The following is a 2,191-nucleotide window of genomic DNA, read 5'->3' as shown; positions in this document are numbered from 1 at the left end:
CCGCGGTCATCTCGATCGCGACGAGCCTGCAGGAGTCGAAGCTGGAGAACCTCGGCCACCTCGGCGACCGCAACGACCACGACTCGTTGGGCCTGTTCCAGCAGCGCCCGAGCTCGGGTTGGGGCACCCCGGAGCAGATCACCGACCCGGAGTACTCGACGACGGCGTTCCTCAAGGGCCTGCGTCAGGTTGACGGCTGGCAGGACATGCCGCTGACCGACGCCGCGCAGACCGTGCAGGTCTCGGCGTACCCGGACGCGTACGCCCAGTGGGAACAGCAGGCCACCGACCTCGTGGCCCAGCACTGGAACAGCTGACCCACCGCACACATTCGATGGCCGGCACCCCCGCAACGGGGTGCCGGCCATCGGCGCGTCTGTCCACGATTCACGGACGCGACGTAGCGGAGTGGCCTGGTCGGCGGCGAGTGATCCGATCGGCGGGCGGGTACGTACCTTCCGGCGGGGACCGGCGGAGGGACGAAGCATGGCCGTGGTGGGTGACGGCACCGAGCGTGAACCAGAACGGCAACCGGAGCGCCAGCCGGAGCCGGACGCAGGGCACCGGCCGGAGGCGCGACCGGCGGGCGCCGAGGCGGCACCGGGTCGCTGGTCGGTCGGCGCGCGCCTGCTGGCGGCCGCTGCCGCGGTCGTGCTGATCCTCGGCGCCGCGGTCGTGGCGGTCATCATCGCCGACCCGCACCGCCTCGGTCAGGCCTACACGGGCGCACCCGACGGCAGCCGCCCGGACGGCAGCCGTCCGGACGGCAGCCGCCCTGACGGTTCGGGTCCCGCGCGGGCTGCCGAGCAGACGATGACCGCGCCGCTGGCCGGGCGGCAGCGGGCCACCTTCGTGCTCGTGGACGGGGTGTCGTCGTTCGAACTGCGGGTGGCGGATCTGGGCGACGACCTCTACCGGATCGACACCCCTGCCGGCTCGGGTGTGGCGGCGCGATCGGAGGTGCGGGGCGACACCGTACGCCTCGGCCTGGCGGACACTGGCGCGTCCGGGGTGAAGGCTGTGCGGGTGCTGCTCAACGAGCGGGTCGCGTGGCGTCTCCAGTTGACCGGTGGGGTGAGCGGGCAGGTGTTGGATCTGACCCGGGCCCGGCTGCTGGGTGTGGAACTGGCCGGCGGGTCGAGCCGTACCGAGGTCCTCCTGCCGGTGATCGACGGCACGGTGGTCGTACGGCTGACCGGCGGGACGAGTCAGCTGGACGTGCGGGTGCCAGGTGCGCCTGCGGTCCGGGTGCGGGTCGGTGCGGGTGCGGGTTCGGTGGTCGTGGGTGACGAACGGTGGAACGGCGTGGGCGCGGGTTCGCTGCTGGGTGCGCCCGGCTGGGACCGGTCGACCGACCGGCTCTACCTCGACCTGGTGGCGGGGGCGAACAGCGTGACGGTGGACACCGGCGAAGGCTGATCCGGCGCTGGCGGGCGACGGGAAGAGCCGCGGCCGCGGGTGGGCGTGAGCGTACAGTCGGGCGGTGGAGCGTACCGAATCGATGCTGGCGCAGACCCGACCACCCGGCGTCGCCGATGCCGATCCCGGCAGCGTGCTGCTGCCGGGCCACGATGTGCCGCTCGGCCGCTACACGACCGTGCGCCGGCTGCTGCCGCAGCGTCCCCGCCGCATGGTCGGGGCGTGGTGTTTCGTCGACCATTTCGGCCCGGACGATGTGGCGCAGCGGCCCGGTATGGAGGTGCCGCCGCATCCGCACACCGGCCTGCAGACGGTGACGTGGCTGCTCGACGGCGAGATCATCCACCGGGACAGCCTCGGCAGCGTGCAGGCGATCCGACCCGGTCAGTTGAACGTGATGACGTCGGGTCAGGGCATCGCCCACTCCGAGCGTTCGCCGGCCGTCCATCCGCCGGTGATGCACGGCGTGCAGCTGTGGGTGGCGCTGCCGGATCCGGCGCGGGCCGGCGCGGCGGCCTTCGCCCACCACGCGGACCTGCCGCGCTGGCGTGACGGCGAGCTGGACGTCACGTTGCTGGTCGGGGAGTTGGCCGGCGAACGGTCACCGGCGGTCGTGCACACCCCGCTGATGGGCGCGCAGCTGGAACTGGGCGGCACCGCGCCGACCACGCTGCCGCTGCGACCCGATTTCGAGTACGCCCTGCTGGCGATGTCCGGCTCGGCGGAGGCCGCGGGGGTGGGGTTCGAGCCGGGGGCGCTGCTCTACCTCGGG

General features: G+C 73.3%; 2 protein-coding genes and 1 pseudogene. All 3 read left to right on the top strand.

What is annotated here, in order from left to right:
• Positions 1-317 (top strand): annotated as a pseudogene (locus FHG89_RS00160) (hypothetical protein); the annotation flags it as partial.
• Positions 318-486: 169 nt separating this feature from the next.
• Entirely contained in the window at positions 487-1,419 is a 933-nt protein-coding gene (locus tag FHG89_RS00155; RefSeq protein WP_244295037.1) for a hypothetical protein, read from the top strand.
• A 64-nt stretch (positions 1,420-1,483) separates the two neighbouring features.
• On the top strand, positions 1,484-2,191 hold a 708-nt coding region (locus FHG89_RS00150; protein WP_139581818.1), incomplete at its 3' end, for a pirin family protein.

The organism is Micromonospora orduensis (assembly GCF_006228125.1).
In the GTDB taxonomy this organism is placed as follows: domain Bacteria; phylum Actinomycetota; class Actinomycetes; order Mycobacteriales; family Micromonosporaceae; genus Micromonospora; species Micromonospora orduensis.
Note: the sequence above shows the minus strand (reverse complement) of the source record. Positions and strands in the feature narration are given on the sequence as shown.

What these genes read in the sequence shown, in the direction of transcription:
- FHG89_RS00155 (WP_244295037.1), top strand. Translation starts at nt 487, where the DNA reads ATGGCCGTGGTGGGTGACGGCACCGAGCGTGAACCAGAACGGCAACCG.